General features: G+C 59.5%; 15 protein-coding genes. 11 read left to right on the forward strand and 4 right to left on the reverse strand.

Annotated elements, in window-relative coordinates:
- Positions 1-305 precede the first annotated feature (305 nt).
- From tcyJ to JFT86_RS05275, 10 genes are all read left to right on the forward strand, one after another.
- A complete protein-coding gene (gene tcyJ / locus JFT86_RS05230; protein ID WP_201235995.1) occupies positions 306-1,106 on the forward strand; it encodes a cystine ABC transporter substrate-binding protein in 801 nt (266 codons plus the stop codon).
- Positions 1,106-1,771: a cystine ABC transporter permease gene (gene tcyL, locus JFT86_RS05235; protein ID WP_007918741.1), complete on the forward strand. Its 666-nt coding sequence runs from the start codon at positions 1,106-1,108 to the stop codon at positions 1,769-1,771. Before tcyJ ends, tcyL begins: the two co-directional genes overlap by 1 nt.
- Positions 1,772-1,775: 4 nt before the next feature.
- Positions 1,776-2,525, forward strand: coding sequence for an L-cystine ABC transporter ATP-binding protein TcyN (gene tcyN / locus JFT86_RS05240; protein WP_201238557.1), 750 nt, complete (start codon positions 1,776-1,778; stop codon positions 2,523-2,525).
- Positions 2,526-2,999: 474 nt separating this feature from the next.
- Positions 3,000-3,764 carry a hypothetical protein gene (locus JFT86_RS05245; RefSeq protein WP_201235996.1) on the forward strand — a complete coding sequence of 255 codons (765 nt, stop codon included), beginning with the start codon at positions 3,000-3,002 and terminating at the stop codon, positions 3,762-3,764.
- Positions 3,765-4,146: 382 nt separating this feature from the next.
- Entirely contained in the window at positions 4,147-5,388 is a 1,242-nt protein-coding gene (locus JFT86_RS05250; protein WP_201235997.1) for an SfnB family sulfur acquisition oxidoreductase, read from the forward strand.
- Positions 5,389-5,412: 24 nt separating this feature from the next.
- Complete coding sequence (locus JFT86_RS05255; protein WP_201235998.1) at positions 5,413-6,606, forward strand: SfnB family sulfur acquisition oxidoreductase; 1,194 nt, start codon at positions 5,413-5,415, stop codon at positions 6,604-6,606.
- Positions 6,606-7,958: an LLM class flavin-dependent oxidoreductase gene (locus tag JFT86_RS05260; RefSeq protein ID WP_201235999.1), complete on the forward strand. Its 1,353-nt coding sequence runs from the start codon at positions 6,606-6,608 to the stop codon at positions 7,956-7,958. The genes JFT86_RS05255 and JFT86_RS05260 overlap by 1 nt, the downstream gene beginning before the upstream one ends.
- A gap of 117 nt (positions 7,959-8,075) precedes the next feature.
- A complete protein-coding gene (locus tag JFT86_RS05265; protein WP_201236000.1) occupies positions 8,076-8,885 on the forward strand; it encodes a MetQ/NlpA family ABC transporter substrate-binding protein in 810 nt (269 codons plus the stop codon).
- Between the two features lie 2 nt (positions 8,886-8,887).
- A complete protein-coding gene (locus JFT86_RS05270) occupies positions 8,888-10,009 on the forward strand; it encodes an ATP-binding cassette domain-containing protein (RefSeq protein WP_201236001.1) in 1,122 nt (373 codons plus the stop codon).
- The gene (locus JFT86_RS05275) at positions 9,999-10,643 is read left to right on the forward strand and encodes a methionine ABC transporter permease (RefSeq protein WP_064116958.1); all 645 of its coding nucleotides are present in this window, start codon (positions 9,999-10,001) and stop codon (positions 10,641-10,643) included. The genes JFT86_RS05270 and JFT86_RS05275 overlap by 11 nt, the downstream gene beginning before the upstream one ends.
- 83 nt (positions 10,644-10,726) lie before the next feature.
- On the opposite strand, the gene JFT86_RS05280 is transcribed toward JFT86_RS05275, so the two are convergent.
- Positions 10,727-12,136 carry a hypothetical protein gene (locus JFT86_RS05280; protein ID WP_242489471.1) on the reverse strand — a complete coding sequence of 470 codons (1,410 nt, stop codon included), beginning with the start codon at positions 12,134-12,136 and terminating at the stop codon, positions 10,727-10,729.
- A gap of 239 nt (positions 12,137-12,375) precedes the next feature.
- Between JFT86_RS05280 and JFT86_RS05285 the strand changes: the two genes are divergently transcribed.
- Entirely contained in the window at positions 12,376-13,005 is a 630-nt protein-coding gene (locus JFT86_RS05285; RefSeq protein WP_201236002.1) for a class I SAM-dependent methyltransferase, read from the forward strand.
- Between the two features lie 90 nt (positions 13,006-13,095).
- Here the strand turns inward: JFT86_RS05285 and JFT86_RS05290 are convergent, their stop codons facing one another.
- Genes JFT86_RS05290 through JFT86_RS05300 form a run of 3 tightly spaced genes read right to left on the reverse strand, consistent with a single transcriptional unit; the run spans position 13,096 to position 18,310 of the window.
- A complete protein-coding gene (locus JFT86_RS05290) occupies positions 13,096-16,149 on the reverse strand; it encodes an efflux RND transporter permease subunit (RefSeq protein WP_201236003.1) in 3,054 nt (1,017 codons plus the stop codon).
- Entirely contained in the window at positions 16,146-17,210 is a 1,065-nt protein-coding gene (locus JFT86_RS05295) for an efflux RND transporter periplasmic adaptor subunit (RefSeq protein WP_201236004.1), read from the reverse strand. The genes JFT86_RS05290 and JFT86_RS05295 overlap by 4 nt, the downstream gene beginning before the upstream one ends.
- Complete coding sequence (locus JFT86_RS05300; RefSeq protein WP_201236005.1) at positions 17,207-18,310, reverse strand: efflux RND transporter periplasmic adaptor subunit; 1,104 nt, start codon at positions 18,308-18,310, stop codon at positions 17,207-17,209. The genes JFT86_RS05295 and JFT86_RS05300 overlap by 4 nt, the downstream gene beginning before the upstream one ends.
- Between the last annotated feature and the right edge of the window lie 84 nt (positions 18,311-18,394).

Consider the following 18,394-nt stretch of genomic DNA (forward strand, 5'->3'; position numbering starts at 1 on the left):
TGAGGGGATTTATCCCCGTTGGACTGCGCAGCAGTCCCCTGCTCTTCAAGTCAGAAGAGAGGGCCGCTTCGCGCCCCATCGGGGATAAATCCCCTCGCCACAATTGATCACACATATTCAAAATTGGAATAACAGAAAGACTATTAAGTATTTTCAAGTCTAACAAAGGCATCTTATAGTCTCGCCGCAGGCGAATTTCGCGAGAGACGCATAAGCTGCTTTAAGGCAGGATAGCGCTGTCGTCCAACTCCCGGATTCGCACACTTTCCTTAAGCGTCTTCCATAAGAAAACACAGGGGCTTGTCATGAATTTTTCCGCATTACGTCGCAATCTGCTGGTCGGTTCGCTGGGCCTGGCACTGAGCGCGGGCCTGATCGGCCAGGCAGTGGCCGGTGAGCAGCTGCAACAGATCAAGGACAAGGGCGTTATCAACGTCGGTCTGGAAGGCACCTACCCACCGTTCAGCTTCGTCGATGCCGACGGCAAGCTGTCCGGCTTCGAAGTCGAACTCTCCGAAGCCCTGGCGCAAAAACTCGGCGTCAAAGCCAAGATTCAGCCGACCAAGTGGGACGGTATCCTCGCTGCGCTGGAATCCAAGCGTCTGGACGTCGTCGTCAACCAGGTGACCATCTCCGACGAGCGCAAGAAGAAGTATGACTTCTCCGAGCCGTACACCGTGTCCGGGATTCAGGCGCTGGTGCTGAAGAGCAAGGAAGCCGCGCTGAACATCAAAACCGCCAATGACCTGTCCGGCAAGAAAGTCGGTGTAGGCCTGGGCACCAACTACGAACAGTGGGTCCGCGCCAACGTGCCGGGTGCCGACGTGCGTACCTACGATGATGATCCGACCAAGTTCGCTGACCTGAACAACGGCCGCACCGACGCCATTCTGATCGATCGCCTGGCCGCACTTGAGTACGCCAAGAAAGCGCCGAAAACCGTCGCCGCCGGTGAAGCCTTCTCCCGTCAGGAATCCGGTATTGCCCTGCGCAAAGGCGAGCCTGAACTGCTGGCCGCCGTGAACAAGGCCCTCGACGAACTGCGTGCCGACGGCACCCTCGAGAAGCTGTCCACGAAATACTTCAACGCTGACGTCACTAAATAATGGAAGAAGCTTTCCAACTCGCACTGGACTCCGCGCCCTTTTTGCTCAAGGGCGCGTATTACACGGTAGTCCTCAGCCTCGGCGGCATGTTCTTCGGCTTGCTGCTGGGCTTCGGCCTGGCACTGATGCGCCTGTCGCGCTTCAAGTCGGTGAGCTGGCTGGCCCGCATCTACGTGTCGTTCTTTCGCGGCACGCCGTTGCTGGTGCAGCTGTTCGTGATCTATTACGGCTTGCCGCAACTGGGTCTGGAACTCGATCCGCTGCCAGCGGCGCTGATCGGCTTCTCGCTGAACATGGCCGCCTACGCCTGTGAAATCCTCCGTGCCGCGATCGGTTCGATCGAGCGCGGTCAATGGGAAGCTGCCGCGAGCATCGGCATGACCCGCGCGCAAACGCTGCGCCGGGCCATCCTGCCGCAAGCGATGCGCACGGCGTTGCCGCCGCTGGGCAACAGCTTCATTTCACTGGTCAAGGACACGGCACTGGCCGCCACCATTCAGGTGCCGGAGCTGTTCCGTCAGGCGCAGTTGATTACCGCACGGACCTTCGAAGTCTTCACCATGTATCTTGCCGCCGCGCTGATCTACTGGATTCTGGCCACGGTGCTTTCGCACTTCCAGAACAAGTTGGAAGAGCGGGTCAATCGGCATGACCAGGAGTCCTGACGCGATGATTGTCGTGGAAAAACTGACCAAGCAATTCAAGAATCAAGTGGTGCTCAACGGCATTGATCTTGAAGTGAAGGAAGGCGAGGTGGTCGCGATCATCGGCCCTAGCGGCTCGGGAAAAACCACGTTCCTGCGCTGCCTTAACTTCCTGGAGCAACCCACCAGCGGCCGGATCAAGGTCGGCGATATCGAAATCGATACCAGCCGCCCGCTGAACCAGCAGCAAAGCCTGGTGCGCAATCTGCGCCAGCACGTGGGCTTCGTGTTTCAGAACTTCAACCTGTTCCCCCATCGCACCGCCCTGGAAAACGTCATCGAAGGCCCGATCGTGGTCAAGAAAATGCCGCGCGACGCAGCGATTGCCCTGGGCAAAAAGCTGATGGCCAAGGTCGGTCTGGCCGGCAAGGAAGACGCCTATCCGCGTCGTCTTTCGGGCGGTCAGCAACAGCGCGTGGCAATTGCCCGTGCGCTGGCGATGGAGCCGGAAGTGATCCTCTTCGATGAGCCGACTTCGGCCCTCGATCCGGAACTGGTGGGTGAAGTGCTGGCGACTATCCGCGGCCTCGCCGAGGAGAAACGCACCATGGTGATCGTCACCCACGAAATGGGCTTCGCTCGCGACGTGGCCAACCGTGTGGTGTTTTTCGACAAGGGTGTGATTGTCGAGCAAGGCGAAGCGAAAGCGCTGTTCGCCAACCCGAAAGAAGAACGCACCCAACAATTTCTCAGCAAGTTCCTGAATCACGCCTGAGAACTTCAAACGCACCAACCTCCAACTTCCACGGATGGAAGTTATCTTTACCCTGCCTTCACCCCTTCTTATAAACACCTACAAATAAACATCAATCGCGCTGTACCCATATATGTTCTGCAACAGATAACACGTGTCTGACAGACATCGCATGACGAGTGACTGGTTGCGAATAACCTCGTGGAAAAACCAGCAAAAACCCTCGAGATTCGTAGCCTCATTCGCTATACAGCCTAGGCATACGGCCTCAGCATTGTAGGAACTTTCTGATTAACCGGTAATTCACGGATTAACTAACACCGTCTATTGACACCCCTCTCCTCACACTCTTATCTAGTCGCCAGCAGGCGTTACCCAATCCAAATCAACGCGCATTAAACATGAACACAAGTTCCCAACTTTATTGCCGATTGATACACGCCTTTTGTTCTTCCAGAAACGGACTTCGCTGCAAGACTTCAAGGAGAGAAATCGATGACCCGCACTTCGCATACCCCCGAACTCGCAGCGCCGACCCTGGCGCCAGCGCAAAAAACCGGCATCAATCTGGCCGATGCCGGACATCTGTTGGTCAACGTGCCGCCTTACCCCGACATGGACTGCGGCGACCTGATCGAACTGTTCTGGAACAAATGCTATGTCGCCTCGAGTGTGCTGAAGATCGAGGACGTCGGCGCGTCGGTCAGCCTGCGGGTGCCGGAGAGTTTTATTGCCAGCGGCACTGCGCGCATCCACTACCGGGTGATGCAGGTCGGTCAGGGTGCAGCGTTATCGGCAGCGACGCGGGTTGAGGTCAAGCTCGATTGCCCCGGCGGCCTGCCCTCAGCCCTATGCGGTGACGAAAACCAGCAGCTGGCACCCGTGACGATTCCCGAAACGATTCACCGCCAGGGTGTAAATCCGAACCAGATCAAACGCGGTGTACCACTGACTATCGAGCCCTACCTGAACATGGCCGAAGGCGACGCCATCACTTTGCGCTGGGGCGACGTGCGCATGGATCTGGCGCCGATCACGCCTGCTGATGTCGGGCTGCCGATTCAGGTCTGGGTGCCGCCATCAGTGATTGTCGAGGCAGGCGAGGATCTGCGCCTGGACGTGACCTATTGCATCCTCGACCGGGTGGGCAACAACTCCCGCTGGGCGCCGCCACGGACGCTGAAGATCGGCTGTGTGAATCCTTACTTGAAGGTGCCGCTGAAGCCGATGTTCAAGGCAGCTGAATCGTACAAGGAGTAAATACCCTTTCTGTAGCAAATGAGCTTCTGTGGTGAGGGGATTTATCCCCGATGGACTGCGCAGCAGTCCTATTTTCCGGGGACGCTACGCGCCCCATCGGGGATAAATCCCCTCACCACAATACTGACTCACCACAGTATCTCTATCGCCCCTGGAATTCTTAACCATCCAGACCATCACCCCTTCTATACATATTCCTAAAAGTTAGTTTATTTAATATTTATACACGTTTAGGGTATATGAACCGGACCACCGGACATTCTTTCTTTCGCCGCACTTTTGCGGCGTTTTTCATGAGATGTGAGGTAGGCAGTATGGTCCGGAACACAATCACCCCAGTGCAGATCGCCAGGGCATTGCGTGCAGCCAAGGAGCGGCACTGATGTCCAGTCTGGCAGATGCAACCATCCAGTCTGATCTGGACATCGCCCCGTTGTTGTTGCCCGCACAGATCTTGCGCAACGACGCCCAAGCCATCAAGGCCGCGCAGGAGCTGGCGCAAGTCGCCCGCGTGCAGGCCGCCAAACGCGACCGCCAGCGCCAGCTGCCGTGGTCGGAAATCGAACAGTTCACCCGCAGCGGTTTAGGCAGCATCGCCATCCCGCGCGAGTACGGTGGCCCGCAGGTTTCCTTCGTTACGCTGGCCGAGGTGTTCGCGATCATTTCCGCGGCCGACCCGGCGCTGGGACAGATCCCGCAGAACCAGTTCGGCATCATCAATCTGGTGCTCGGCAGCGCCACTGAAGAACAGAAAAAGCAGTTGTTCCAGAGTGTTCTGGAAGGCTGGCGCATCGGCAATGCCGGCCCTGAACGCGGCACCAAAAACACCCTGGAACTGAAAGCGCGAATCACCGCCGACGGCGACGATTTCGTGATCAACGGCCAGAAGTTTTACTCCACGGGCGCACTGTTCGCGCACTGGGTTGCGGTCAAGGCACTCAACGATGACGGCAAGCAGGTACTGGCCTTCGTCCGTCGCGGCACCCCGGGATTGCGCATCGTCGACGACTGGTCGGGCTTCGGTCAGCGCACCACCGCCAGCGGCACGATTTTGCTGAACAACGTGCGTGTCGAAGCGGGGCTTGTCGTCGATAACTGGAAGATCAACGAGAAGCCGAATACCCAAGGCGCCGTGTCGCAATTGATTCAGGCCGCCATCGATGCCGGGATCGCCCGTGGCGCCATCGACGACGCCATCGAATTCGTCAAAACCCGCGCGCGGCCATGGATCGACGCCAAGGTCGAACGCGCCAGCGATGACCTCTACGTGATCGCCGACATCGGCAAGCTGAAAATCGAACTGCACGCCGCCGAAGCGCTGCTGCGCAAGGCCGGGCAAGTGCTCGATCAGGTGCACGCCGCGCCGCTTACCGCCGACTCCGCCGCCCGCGCCTCGATTGCTGTGGCCGAAGCCAAAGTGCTGACCACCGAGATCTCGCTGCTGGCCAGCGAAAAACTTTTCGAACTGGCCGGCAGCCGCGCGACCCTCGCCGAATTCAACCTCGACCGCCACTGGCGCAACGCCCGGGTGCACACCCTGCACGACCCGGTGCGCTGGAAGTACCACGCGGTCGGCGCCTATCGCCTCAACGGCACTTTGCCGGCTCGCCATTCCTGGATCTGACGACCAGACATCTGGAGAAAACCTATGACTTTTTCCCATCCCGTCGCGGTCATTACCAGCGATGAGCAAGCCCTGATCGTCGCCAGCGACCTAGCCGAAGACTTCAAACGCGACAGCGCGATTCGCGACCGTGAACGTCGCCTGCCACTGCCGGAACTCGACGTGTTTTCCCGCTCGGGCCTGTGGGGCATCAGCGTACCCAAAGAGTACGGCGGCGCCGGCGTATCCAACGTCACCCTGGCCAAAGTCATCGCCCTGATCGCCCAGGCTGACGGCTCTCTCGGGCAGATTCCGCAGAACCATTTCTATGCCCTCGAAGTGCTGCGGGTAAACGGCAGCCACGAACAGAAACAACGCCTGTACGCAGAAGTGCTGGCCGGCCAACGCTTCGGCAACGCCCTCGCAGAGTTGGGCACCAAAACCGCCCACGACCGCGTCACCAGCCTCAAGCGTGACGGCGATGGCTACCGCATCAACGGCCGCAAGTTTTATGCGACCGGTGCGATTTATGCCCAACGCATTCCGACTTCAGTGGTCGATGAAAACGGTGTGCAGCAACTGGCCTTTGTGCCCCGCGACAGCAAAGGCCTGAGCGTGATCGACGACTGGAGCGGCTTCGGCCAGCGCACGACCGGCAGTGGTTCGGTGGTATTCGAAGACGTCTACGTTGCCGCCGAAGATGTGATTGCGTTCCAGAGCGCCTTCGAGCGTCCGACCACCGTTGGCCCACTGGCGCAGATCCTTCACGCCGCCATCGACACCGGCATCGCACGCGCCGCTTACGAAGATGCGCTGCACTTCGTGCGCAGCAAAACCCGGCCATGGATCGACTCGGGCAACGACAAAGCCACCGAAGATCCGCTGACGCTGAAGAGCTTCGGTCACTTGAGCATTCGTCTGCATGCCACCGAAGCACTGCTCGAACGCGCCGGCGAATTCCTCGATAAAGCTCAAGCCGAACTGACCGCCGAGACCGTCGCCGCCGCGTCGATTGCCGTCGCCGAAGCACGCGCGATCAGCACCGAAATTTCCCTGGCCGCCGGTAGCACGCTGTTCGAACTGGCCGGCAGCCAAGCCACCCTGATCGAACACGGCCTCGACCGTCATTGGCGCAACGCCCGCGTGCATACCCTGCACGACCCGGTGCGCTGGAAGTATCACGCGGTCGGCAACTACTACCTCAACGATGAAAACCCGCCGCTGCGGGGGACCATCTGATGGCGAAGAAAAAAATTCTGCTCAACGCGTTCAACATGAACTGCATCGGGCACATCAACCATGGCTTGTGGACGCATCCGCGCGACACCTCCACTCGCTACAACACTATTGAATACTGGACCGAACTGGCGCAGTTGCTGGAGCGCGGACTGTTCGACGGACTGTTCATTGCCGACATCGTCGGCGTGTACGACGTCTATCAGAACTCGGTGGACGTCACGCTGAAAGAGTCGATCCAGTTGCCGGTCAACGATCCGTTGCTGCTGGTGTCGGCCATGGCTGCGGTGACGAAAAACCTCGGTTTCGGCCTGACCGCCAACCTCACTTACGAGCCGCCCTATCTGTTCGCCCGACGCATGTCGACTCTCGATCATTTGAGCCGTGGTCGCGTCGGCTGGAACATCGTCACCGGTTATCTCGACAGCGCCGCCAAAGCGATGGGCCTCAGCGAGCAGGTTGAGCATGACCGCCGCTATGACCAGGCCGACGAATACCTCGAAGTTCTCTACAAACTCTGGGAAGGCAGCTGGGAAAACGGCGCGGTGCTCAATGACCGTGAGCAGCGCATCTATGCGACACCGGAGAAAGTGCACAAGGTCGAGCACCGTGGCGAGTTCTATCAGGTTGAGGGTTATCACCTCTGCGAACCGTCACCGCAACGCACGCCTGTGCTGTTTCAGGCCGGCAGTTCCGATCGCGGCTTGCTGTTCGCCGGGCGTCACGCCGAGTGCGTGTTCATCAGCGGTCAGAACAAACCGTCGACCAAGGTGCAAGTGGACAAGGTGCGTGCCAGCGCTGTCGAGGCCGGGCGCAATCCCGAGGACATCAAAGTGTTCATGGGCCTCAACGTGATCGTCGGCGAGACCGAAGAAGCTGCGTGGGCCAAGCACGCCGAGTACCTGAGCTATGCGAGTGCCGAGGCCGGCGTGGCGCATTTCTCGGCGTCCACCGGGATCGATTTTTCCCAGTACGCAATCGACGAACCGATCCAGTACGTGAAGAGCAACGCCATCCAGTCCGCCACCAAAAACCTGCAAAACAACGACTGGACCCGGCGCAAATTGCTCGACCAGCACGCCCTCGGTGGTCGCTACATCACCGTGGTCGGTTCACCTGAGCAAGTCGCGGATGAACTGGAGTCGTGGATCGCCGAGACCGGCCTCGACGGCTTCAACCTGACCCGCATCGTCACCCCGGAAAGCTATGTGGATTTCATTGAACAGGTGATCCCGGAGTTGCAGCGGCGTGGGTCGTACAAGACCGCGTACGACCACGGCAGCTTGCGGGAAAAACTGTTTCACGGTGAGGCGCAGTTACCCGAGCAACACACTGGATCTTCGTTCCGCCGCTAAAAGCATCGCAAGCAGGCTCACTCCTACATTTGGAATGCGTTCCCCTGTAGGAGTGAGCCTGCTCGCGATGAGGCCCGACGGGCACCACCCAATTTATGCACTGACTGGAAAACCATCATGACCCAGAAATTCCTCTCCCACCCAGTCAAAGCACTGGCCCTGGCCTTCGGCCTGTTCAGCTCGGCAGTCTTCGCCGCCGACGCGCCGCTGAAAATCGGCACCACCGCCGCGTTCGCCATCCCGCTGGAAGCGGCGGTCGAAGAAGCCTCCAAACAGGGCCTGAAAGTCGAACTGGTCGAGTTCACCGACTGGATCGCGCCGAACGTCAGCCTCGCCGCCGGTGACATCGACGTGAACTACTTCCAGCACATCCCGTTCCTCGAAAACGCCAAGGCTGCATCCGGTTTTGATCTGGTGCCTTTCGCCCCGGGAATCATCAACAACGTCGGCCTCTACTCGAAGAAATACAAAAGCTTCGATGAGCTTCCAGAAGGCGCCAGCGTCGCCATCGCCAACGACCCGATCAACAGCGGCCGTGGTCTGCAACTATTGGCCAAGGCCGGTTTGATCACACTGAAACCGGGCGTTGGTTACAAGGCCACCGAAGACGACATCGTCGCCAATCCGAAGAAAATCAAAATCCTCCAGGTCGAAGCCGTGCAACTGGTGCGCGCCTACGACGACGCCGATCTGGTCCAGGGCTACCCGGCCTACATTCGTCTGGCGAAGACTTTCGATGCCGGTTCCGCACTGCTGTTTGACGGCCTCGATCACAAGGAATACGTGATCCAGTTCGTGATCCAGCCGAAGAGCAAAACCGACCCGCGCCTGATCAAGTTCGTCGACATTTACCAGCATTCGCCAGTCGTTCGCGCTGCGCTGGACAAGGCCCATGGCAAGCTGTATCAGGCCGGTTGGGAAAGCTGAGCATGACGGCCGCGATCCAACGGCGACTGGAAATTCCGGAGCCACAACGTGCTGAAAAAACCGAACTTCATCCTGAGTTGAACCGCGCCCACGTGCGCTTCATCGGCCTAGGTAAAACCTACGACGGCAGGCAAGGCCCGGTCGCCGCGCTGCAAGGCATCGAATTGGCGATCCAGCGCGGGGAAGTGTTCGGCATCATTGGCCGCAGTGGCGCCGGCAAATCGTCGCTGATCCGCACGATCAATCGTCTGGAGCAACCGACTTCCGGGCGTGTGCTGATCGATCAGGTCGACATCGGCGAATTTGATGAAGACCGCCTGGTCGCCCTGCGCCGCCGGATCGGCATGATCTTTCAGCACTTCAATCTGATGTCGGCCAAGACCGTTTGGCAAAACGTCGAACTGCCGCTGAAAGTCGCGGGTGTACCGAAGGATCAACGCGAGAAAAAGGTCCGCGAACTGCTAGAACTGGTCGGCCTGCAAGCCAAGCATAAGGCCTATCCGGCACAACTTTCCGGCGGGCAGAAACAGCGTGTCGGCATTGCCCGCGCGCTGGTGCATGACCCGGATATTTTGTTGTGCGACGAAGCCACCTCGGCGCTGGATCCGGAAACCACCCAGTCGATTCTCGGCCTGCTGCGCGAGATTAATCAGCGCCTGGGTCTGACCATCGTTTTGATTACCCATGAGATGGCGGTGATCCGCGAAATCTGTGACCGCGTGGTGGTGCTGGAGCACGGCCGTATCGTCGAGCAAGGCCCGGTCTGGGAAGTGTTCGGCAATCCGCAGCACGAAGTCAGCCAGACCTTGCTCGCGCCGCTGCAACACGCCTTGCCGGAAGAATTGCAGAGCCGCTTGCATGCGCAACCGCCCTCCTCCGAAGCCGCAGTAGTGCTGCGTTTGCAGTTCACCGGCAGTGCCAGTGATGAGCCGGATCTGGCGGCGCTGTTTGCCGCCCTCGGTGGCCGGGTGAAATTGCTTCAGGGCGGCGTAGAACGGATCCAGGGCCATGCGCTGGGGCAACTGTTGCTGGCAGTCAGCGGTTCGGCAGCGAGCGCCGAACAATTGCGCGAACGTGCCGGGCAATGGGCACAACGGGTGGAGGTCTTGGGTTATGTGGTTTGATCGCTTGCTGCAGGGTTTTATCGACACGTTTCTGATGGTCGGCGTGTCATCGCTGATCGCATTGCTGGTGGGGATTCCCATGGCGGTGATTCTGGTCACCAGTGACAAGGGCGGGATCTACCAAGCGCCGGTGTTGAACCGTGCCTTGGGCGCATTCGTGAACCTGTTTCGCTCGATCCCGTTTCTGATCCTGATGGTCGCGCTGATTCCGTTCACCCGGTTGATTGTCGGCACCACCTACGGCGTGTGGGCGGCGGTGGTGCCACTGACCATCGCGGCGACACCGTTCTTTGCGCGGATCGCCGAGGTGAGTCTGCGTGAGGTTGATCATGGCTTGATCGAAGCGGCGCAGGCCATGGGTTGCCGGCGCTGGCACATTGTCTGGCATGTGCTGCTGCCCGAGGCGCTGCCTGGGATTGTCGGCGGTTTCACCATTACGCTGGTGACGATGATCAACTCCTCGGCCATGGCCGGGGCGATTGGCGCCGGTGGCTTGGGGGACATTGCCTATCGATACGGCTATCAGCGTTTTGACAGCCAGATCATGCTCACGGTGATTGTGCTACTGGTGGCGTTGGTGGCGGTGATTCAGTTGGGGGGCGATCGCCTCGCCCGCGGCTTGAATAAACGCTGAGGCCAGAGCAAAAGATCGCGGCCTGCGGCAGCTCCTATGGGAAATACCGCAGGCTACAATTTTTTTTGCTCGGGGCGTGCGCCTCAATCTTCAATCAGGCTGTCGAGCCATGCATATTCAATTTTGCTTCGATGCAGCGTCTGCATGCTTTTTGCCGCGTACACGAGGCTGTCAGCGTTGTTGACAGCCAAGTGCGCTCGCAGTGACGGGTTTGCATTGAACAGATCAACCGCCGCCTGAAGCGCCAGATCATCGCCAACTCCGAGGTAATCGCTGACACCGAAGAGGAAGTTATCGTGGTCATTGGTAAAGGCGTTCAAATACTCGACCGTCAAACCACCGCGCATGATCGCTTCGGATACACCGCGCTCCGGTACGTCGTAAACGGCCAGCGAATCCCAATCCAGCAAGCGGCCCAGTCGACTGTCCAGATAGAAATAATCCGCCGCGTTCGGCCCGATGGTCTGGAACCGGTCAATTCTGTTGGTGTGCAACATTTCATGGCCCAGTGAAACGCTCAAAACCCCGCGCTGCATGTACTTGCGATTGATGAAGAAGCGGCCGTGAAAATCTTTTTTGTACATCCAGGCCGCGCTGTTGCTGTCTGCATCAATCCCGAGGAATTTCTCGCCTCCCCAGTTCCCTTGATACTCTCTGGACAGGGCCTGGCCTCGCGCGACTGAATCGGCGAATCGCTGCGTAACAGCGTGGTGATCAGCGCCAAAGAAGCTTTGGTAAACCGCGTCGGCGTCTTTGTACTTCTGGCCAATGGCATGTCCCGTATCAGCGAAAATGTTTTCGACCGCTTGCAGCTCCGAGCGAATGATCGCCGCCTGTTCCGGCGGAAACTGCTTCAACCCGCGCGCGACCAGCGTGCCCTCCTGTGCCGCCGAGTACTCAAACGAATCATCGTTACCGGTATGCACCTGGTGCTTCTGGACATGCTCTTTTCTGACCTTGCGAATGAGCTGATCAATGTCGATATCAATGACTTTGCCGGGCTCGGGCAGAGGCTGCGGCCGTTCGAGCGCCCAGGTCTTGCTTCGCGGGTGGTAAAACAGCACCGGCCCCAAAGCCGCCAATTCAGATACCAGCGCCGCCCGATATTCACCGGCCATGCCGGTTTCCCGAACCAGAACGATCTCGCCGGGCGCGATATCGACATAGTTTCGGTTCTTGAACACCCTCAGGCCCAGAGCATTGGCTGCGGGCAGTTTGGCCGGCGCTCTCAAGCTGTAGCGCGCCAGTGATCCGGTCACTGGCTGCATGGGCAAGATCTGAGCCGATTGCAACGCGGTCGTCGTGATTGCCGGGGATGACGGTTCAACAGGCTGAGCGGGCGCCCCACCCTCTGAAACTTCGTCAGGACGAAAAACCTTCAACGGCGTCCCGTCGTCAGACGGCGTATGGCCGGATCTTTTACGGGTGGGTGTGGCATCCAGCGTATTGCGGTTGGACGGCGAAGTGGAACCGGGTTTGCTGACAGTTCTCATGAAAATCCTTTTTTTGAGTGAATCCCCCCGAAGAAAAAAACAGGGCAGACATCGCGATAGTCGTCTATCGCGCAGGCGTCATTGCATCCGATTGCGAACCGCCAGGTGCGGTACATATGTATTGCACAAACGCTGGATTTTTATGCTGTCCCTGCAAGAGCTGTCGCAGGCTGCGATCCTCTTCGGCGCAAAAGCGCTTATAGTCAGCCCCACCTCCTTTTTGCCACGCAGCCACCGTCATGAAGCAGACACCCAGCGACCTCGAACAGATCACCGCCACGACCCTCGGCCACTACAACTCGGTGGCCGAAGATTTCCGTGAGGGCACCCGCGATCACGATGTCAGTCAGAACATCGACGCGCTTGTGCGGCACATTCAGGGCACAGCGCCGTTGACGATTCTTGATTTCGGCTGCGGGCCGGGGCGGGACTTGCAGACATTTACGCGCATGGGCCACGTCGCGGTCGGCCTCGACGGTTCAGAAAAGTTTGCGCAAATGGCCCGCGAAGACAGTGGCTGCGAGGTGTGGTGCCAGGACTTTCTAAAGCTTGATCTGCCGGCCGAACACTTCGACGGCATCTTCGCCAATGCGGTGCTGTTTCATGTGCCGTTGCAGGAGTTGCCACGGGTGTTACAACAACTGCGCGGGACGTTGAAACCGGGTGGGGTGTTGTTCAGTTCCAATCCACGCGGGGATAACCGTGAGGGCTGGAATGGGCCACGTTATGGTTCGTATCACGACCTGGAGGCGTGGCGCGGGCTGCTGACGGCGGCAGGGTTTATCGAGCTGGAACATTACTTCCGCCCGGCGGGTTTGCCGCGGGAGCAGCAGCCTTGGCTGGCGAGTGTCTGGCGACGGGCTGCTTAAAGATCAACTGATCGCAGCCTGCGGCAGCTCCTACAGGGGAATGCGTTCCCATGCAGGCGCTGCCGCAGGCTGCGATCTTTTGCTTTTGTATCAGGCAGCATCCTTCTTGGGTTCACGAATCTTGTACCAGGCCACATACAGCGCCGGCAGAAACAGCAGCGTCAGCAACGTCGCGATCACGATCCCACCGATCATCGCGTAGGCCATCGGACCCCAGAACACTTCCCGGGCGATCGGGATCATGCCCATGCTGGCCGCCGCTGCCGTCAGCAGAATCGGTCGACGTCGATGCTCGGTGGCTTCCACCACCGCATCCCACGGCGCGTAGCCCTTTTTCTCGAACTCATCGATCTGCGTCACCAGAATCACCGAGTTGCGGATGATGATGCCGATCAGCGCCAGAATCCCCAGAATCGCTACGAAGCCCATCGGCGTACCGGTCGGCACCAGCGCCAGTACCACGCCGATCAGCCCTAACGGGGCGACACTCGCCACCAGGAACATCTTCTGCACGCTGTGCAACTGGATCATCAGGAACGTCGCCATCAGGAACAGCATCAGCGGCAGCACTTTCGCAATCGGCCCCTGGGCCTTGCCGCTCTCCTCCACCGTACCGCCGGTGGCGACTTTGTAGCCGACCGGGAGTTTTTCGGCGAAGGCATCTATGGACGGCTTGAGCAGTTTCACCAGATCGGTCGGCTGGATTTCGTCGCGCACCGAGGCCTTGATGGTGATGGTCGGCAAGCGGTCGCGGCGCCACACCAGCGGCTGCTCCAGTTCATAACGCACGGTGGCGAACGCCAGCAGCGGAATCGACGTACCGCTCGGTGTGACGATTTGCAGGTTCTGCAGAGTTTCCGGAGTTCCTCGTTCGGAATCCACGGCGCGCCCGACCACGTTGATCAGGTAAATATCGTCATCGACCTGGGTCAACGGTGAGCCGCTGACGATGCTGTTCATCAGGTTCGCCACGTCTTCGGACGACAGCCCGAGCTGGCGCGCCTTGTCCTGAGCGATGTCGATGCGCAGGACTTTGCCCGGCTCGTTCCAGTCGTAAATGATCTCGCCGATGTGCGGGTTCTTGTCCAGTTCGGTGGCGAGGTCGATGGCGTGCTTGCGCACCTGATCGATGTCCTTGCCGCTGACCCGGTACTGGATTGGCCGCCCCACCGGCGGGCCCATTTCCAGCGCCTGCACGTAACTGCCGATGCCAACGAAATCCTTGTGCAAACGCTCACGCAGACGCTGACTCAGGGCTTCGCGGGCCTCGAAGTTTTTGCTGACGATGACCAGTTGCGCGTAGTACGGGTTTTGCAGTTGCTGATCGAGCGGCAGGTAGAAACGGATCGCGCCCTGGCCGATGTAAGTGCTCCAGCGCACGATGTCGTCGTCGCCCTTGAGCGTCGCTTCGAGCTTGTCGACGGCCTTGCGGGTCTCGTCGATCGAGGCGTTTTGCGGCAGGTTCAGGTCGACCAGAATTTCCGGGCGATCGGAGGACGGGAAGAACTGGTTCTGCACAAAACGCATGCAAAACACCGCCAGTACAAAGCACACAACCGTGATGCCGATTGCCCACCAGCGGTTGCGCATCGACCACAACAAGCCATGGTTGAACGCACGACCGATACGACCGGGCTCGGCGGCATGGGGTTTCACGTTGGCACTGAGGATGTGCACGCCGATCACTGGCGCAAAGAACACCGCCACCACCCACGACACGAGCATGGCCACGGCGATCACCGCGAACAGGGTGAAGGTGTATTCACCGGCAGAACTGGCGTTGAGGCCGATGGGCACGAAACCGGCCACGGTCACCAGCGTACCGGTGAGCATCGGGAATGCCGTCGAAGTGTAGGCGAATGTCGCCGCCTGCTCTCGGGTCTCGCCCATTTCCAGGCGCGTGACCATCATCTCCACAGTGATCATCGCGTCGTCCACCAACAAGCCGAGGGCGATGATCAATGCGCCGAGGGAAATCCGCTGCATGGTGATGCCGCTGTATTCCATGAACACAAAGACCATCGCCAGCACCAGCGGAATCGAGCACGCCACCACCAGCCCGGCGCGCACGCCGAGGCTGATGAAGCTCACCACCAGGACGATGATTACCGCTTCGAACAAGGCGCTGGTGAAGCCGCCGACGGCCTCTTCAACCACCACGGCCTGATCGGAAACCGTGTGCACACCAACGCCGACCGGCAAGTCAGCGGTGAGTTGATCGATGCGCGCGTGCAGGGCTTTACCGAACTCCTGAACGTTGCCGCCCTTCTGCATGGCAATCGCCAGACCGATGGCCGGTTTGCCGTCGAAACGAAATTCCGGTGTGGCCGGGTCGACGTAACCACGGCTGATGTCGGCGATGTCGGCCAGACGATAGAAACGGTCATTGAGCTTGAGATTGACCTCGGCCAGATCCTTCTCCGAGGCGAACTGCCCGGAGGTGCGCACGGAAATCCGCTCCGGCCCGGCCTCGATCACCCCGGCTGGGGTCACCGCATTTTGCGATTGCAGGCTCTGCACCACTTGCCGCTGATCGATGCCCAGCGCCGCGAGTTTGCGTGTGGAGAAGTTCAGGTAAATCACTTCGTCCTGCTGGCCGACCATCTCGATCTTGCCCAACCCCGGCACATTGCGGATCTCGGCCCGCGCCTGCTCCACGTAGTCGCGCAACTGGCGCATGGTCAGGCCATCGGCGGTAAACGCGTACACCGAGCCGTAGACGTCACCAAACTCATCGTTGAAACCCGGCCCTTGAATACCCTTGGGAAACTGGCCGCGAATGTCGTCGATTTTCTTGCGCACCTGATACCAGATTTCCGGAATGTCCTTGGCGCTGGTGGTATCGCGCAGGTATACGTACACCGTCGACTCGCCGGGCCGCGTGTAGCTTTTCACGTAGTCGAGGGAGTCGAGCTCTTCGAGTTTTTTCTCGATACGGTCGGTGACCTGCTTGAGGGTTTCCTCCTGGGTCGCGCCCGGCCATTTGGTCTGGATCACCATGGTCTTGATGGTGAACGACGGGTCTTCTTCGCGCCCCAGATTGAAGTACGAAAACACCCCCATCAGCAGAGCAACGAACATCAGATACCAGACGAACGACTGATGCTTGAGGGCCCATTCGGAGAGGTTGAAAGACCCTTTCATTGACTGTCCTCGTCAAGTTTCACGGATTGTCCGGGTTTGAGGCTGTTGACGCCGGCGCTGACCACGCGCTCGCCGTTTTTCACGCCGCCGGCCAGCACCACCGTGCTGTCGGTGCGGCTGACGAGACTGACGTCGCGGGGGCTGACGGTTTTGTTCTGAGTGTCGATCACCCAGATCCGCGTTTTGCCATCGACTTCTTGCAGCGCGGTTGCGGGCAATTCGATACGCGGTTTGATCGCTGAACTCAGGGTCACACTGATCGCGGTGCCGAGGCGAAAACCGGGGGGTGTTTCGGCGAGGGTCAACCGCGCACGACGAGTGCGCGTTGCGCTTTGTGCCTGTGGTTCGATTTCGCGGATGACTGCCGTGGTGTTGATGCTCGGATCGAGTTGCGCGGCGACGAGGAACACCACGTCACTGGGGATCTGATCGACCAAGGTGTCCGGCAGATCGATCACCGCTTCCTTGATGTCCGGTTGCGCCAACGTCACCACTTGCTGGCCGGCGGTGACCACTTGCCCGGCTTCGGCATTCCACGCGGTGACCACGGCTTTGTGGTCCGCACGCAGTTCGGTGTAGCCGAGTTGATCCTTGCTCTGGTTGACCGCCGCCTGCGCCTGCTCCAGCGAGGCCTGGGTGGTTTTCAGATCCGTGGTAGCAATGTCCAGTTGCGCCTGGGCGCCGACCCCGCGATCAAACAGGGCTTGCTGACGCCGGGCGTTGGCCTGCGCATTGATCAGTTGCGCCTGAACCTTGGCCAGATCGCCTTGGGCCGAGCGCAACTGGTTCTGCTGATCGGACGGGTCGAGGGTGGCGAGCAGCGTGCCTTTCTCCACTTCGGCGCCGACATCGACGTTGCGGCTGGCAATACGCCCGCCGACACGGAAACCGGTGTTGCTCTCGTAACGTGCCTGAATACTGCCGGCGAAACGCCCGAGGGTTTCCTCGTTCAGCGCCTGTACCTTGACCGACAGCACCGGGCGCACGGGCTCGGGCGGCGGTTCTTTCTTCGAGCACGCGGCCAACAACACGGCAACGGCTAACAGCCATAGCGACTTCATGGCTGTGCTCCCGGTTGCAGATCTTTATAGGTGTTTTCGGCGATCTCGACTTTCATCCCCGGGTGCAACAACTGGCCGCCGGCGACGATGACTTTCTCGCCGCCCTTGAGACCTTCGCTGATGATCACTTTGCCGGTCAGGTAACGGCCGACCGTGACCGTGTGCAACTGCGCCAGCCCTTGCTCGTCGACCATCCACACGGCGGGATCGCTGATGTTTTTGGTCAGCGCCGACCATGGCAGCTCGACCGCCGATTTGCCGCTACCTTTGGCGGTGGCGCTGACCACCGAGCCGAGCTGCATGCCCGGCGGCAGTTTGTCGAGGGTGACTTTGACTTGCACGGTGCCGGACTGCGCCGACACTGCCGGGGTGATTTCGCGCACAGTGCCAGTGGTTTTGATTTCGGGATTGTCGAGCAGGCTGACGGTGATCTTGTTATCCGAAGGACGTTCAGCCAGCAGCGATTCGTAGACGTTGAATACCGCATCGCGGTCGCCGTCGCGGGCCAGGCTGAAAATCGGCGCCGTGGCCTGCACCACTTGGCCGACTTCGGCCTGACGCTCGGTGATCACTCCCGGTGCATCGGCAATCAACGAGGTGTAGCTGAGTTGATCCTTGGCATTGGCCAGTTGCGCCTGCGCCGCGCTCAAGGCGCTTTGGCTGCTGCGCAATGCAGCCTGTGCGGAATCGTATTCGCTCTGGCTGGTGTAGCCTTTGGGCAACAGTTTTTGCTGACGCACGAACGCCGCCGCCGTCTGTTTCACCCGCGCCTGCTCGGCAACGACCTGGGCCTGGGCGGAATCGACATTGGTCTGCAAGTCCTTGGGATCGAGTTTGGCCAGCACTTGTTTGGCGCTGACGCGATCACCGACATCGACCATGCGCTGGATGATCTTGCCACCGACGCGGAACGACAATTCGGTCTGCACGCGCGCCTGCACGTCACCGGTGAGAGTCACGGAAGCGGCGTAATTCGCCGGTTTCACTTCTTGCACGAAGACGCGTGGCAGGTATTCCTGCGGCGCTTTTTTCTCACCGCAGGCGGTCAGTAACGTGAACAGACTCAGCATGACCGCTGTTTTCAATCCGGGACTCGCCATGCAGACTCCTTCCTGTGTACGAACGTGCAAGTGACGATACGACTGTGAGCTTAGAACAGGGTTCAACGTTCGCTCACGCGAATC

The organism is Pseudomonas sp. TH06 (assembly GCF_016651305.1).
Taxonomy (GTDB): domain Bacteria; phylum Pseudomonadota; class Gammaproteobacteria; order Pseudomonadales; family Pseudomonadaceae; genus Aquipseudomonas.

What these genes read in the sequence shown, in the direction of transcription:
- tcyJ (WP_201235995.1), top strand. Translation starts at nt 306, where the DNA reads ATGAATTTTTCCGCATTACGTCGCAATCTGCTGGTCGGTTCGCTGGGC.
- tcyL (WP_007918741.1), top strand. Translation starts at nt 1,106, where the DNA reads ATGGAAGAAGCTTTCCAACTCGCACTGGACTCCGCGCCCTTTTTGCTC.
- tcyN (WP_201238557.1), top strand. Translation starts at nt 1,776, where the DNA reads ATGATTGTCGTGGAAAAACTGACCAAGCAATTCAAGAATCAAGTGGTG.
- JFT86_RS05245 (WP_201235996.1), top strand. Translation starts at nt 3,000, where the DNA reads ATGACCCGCACTTCGCATACCCCCGAACTCGCAGCGCCGACCCTGGCG.
- JFT86_RS05250 (WP_201235997.1), top strand. Translation starts at nt 4,147, where the DNA reads ATGTCCAGTCTGGCAGATGCAACCATCCAGTCTGATCTGGACATCGCC.
- JFT86_RS05255 (WP_201235998.1), top strand. Translation starts at nt 5,413, where the DNA reads ATGACTTTTTCCCATCCCGTCGCGGTCATTACCAGCGATGAGCAAGCC.
- JFT86_RS05260 (WP_201235999.1), top strand. Translation starts at nt 6,606, where the DNA reads ATGGCGAAGAAAAAAATTCTGCTCAACGCGTTCAACATGAACTGCATC.
- JFT86_RS05265 (WP_201236000.1), top strand. Translation starts at nt 8,076, where the DNA reads ATGACCCAGAAATTCCTCTCCCACCCAGTCAAAGCACTGGCCCTGGCC.
- JFT86_RS05270 (WP_201236001.1), top strand. Translation starts at nt 8,888, where the DNA reads ATGACGGCCGCGATCCAACGGCGACTGGAAATTCCGGAGCCACAACGT.
- JFT86_RS05275 (WP_064116958.1), top strand. Translation starts at nt 9,999, where the DNA reads ATGTGGTTTGATCGCTTGCTGCAGGGTTTTATCGACACGTTTCTGATG.
- JFT86_RS05280 (WP_242489471.1), bottom strand. Translation starts at nt 12,136, where the DNA reads ATGAGAACTGTCAGCAAACCCGGTTCCACTTCGCCGTCCAACCGCAAT.
- JFT86_RS05285 (WP_201236002.1), top strand. Translation starts at nt 12,376, where the DNA reads ATGAAGCAGACACCCAGCGACCTCGAACAGATCACCGCCACGACCCTC.
- JFT86_RS05290 (WP_201236003.1), bottom strand. Translation starts at nt 16,149, where the DNA reads ATGAAAGGGTCTTTCAACCTCTCCGAATGGGCCCTCAAGCATCAGTCG.
- JFT86_RS05295 (WP_201236004.1), bottom strand. Translation starts at nt 17,210, where the DNA reads ATGAAGTCGCTATGGCTGTTAGCCGTTGCCGTGTTGTTGGCCGCGTGC.
- JFT86_RS05300 (WP_201236005.1), bottom strand. Translation starts at nt 18,310, where the DNA reads ATGGCGAGTCCCGGATTGAAAACAGCGGTCATGCTGAGTCTGTTCACG.